This window comes from Neisseria sp. P0021.S005 (assembly GCF_051956955.1).
This window is the reverse complement of record NZ_JBQCWY010000909.1, coordinates 1-512: the sequence shown is the minus strand read 5'-3', so window position 1 is coordinate 512 and position 512 is coordinate 1. Positions and strand designations below refer to the sequence as shown.

Here is a 512-nt window from a genome sequence, read left to right as displayed (position 1 = left end):
ATCTAAAACCATGCCCCAACACCGCAAAAACCCCTTCATCGCCGACAAACCCGACCAAGAAAAAACACATGCAGAGCTTATCGAAGAGTTGTGCTATATGCGCGCAGAGGTCGCCTACCTAAAGGAGTTAAAAGCCCTCAGCCAAAAGCGGACCGCAAAGGACAAAGCCAAACCGTCCAAACACTGAGGGCGCAACACCCGCTCAAATACCTGCTGCACATCGCAAACCTGCCCAAAAGCAGCTTTTACTACCACCACCAAGACCGACCCGACCCCGACGCAGCCGACAAAGCCCTCCTCGTCGAAACCTACCGACGACATAAAGGACGCTACGGGCAAAGGCGCATTGCCGCAGCATTGGATTGGAACCGCAAAAAAGCGGCGCGGTTGATGAAGCAGTTGGAACTGAAAGCCCTCATACGGGCGAAAAAAGCCTACCGCCATCCCGCCATGGGCGAAATATCGGAACACCTCCTCAAACGCCGGTTCAAAGCCCGAAAGCCCAACGAAAA

General features: G+C 54.1%; 1 pseudogene. It reads left to right on the top strand.

The annotated features are described in order from the left end of the window. A pseudogene (locus ACTHUE_RS20110) lies at positions 1 to 187 on the top strand (helix-turn-helix domain-containing protein); the annotation flags it as partial. Positions 188 to 512: the final 325 nt, after the last annotated feature.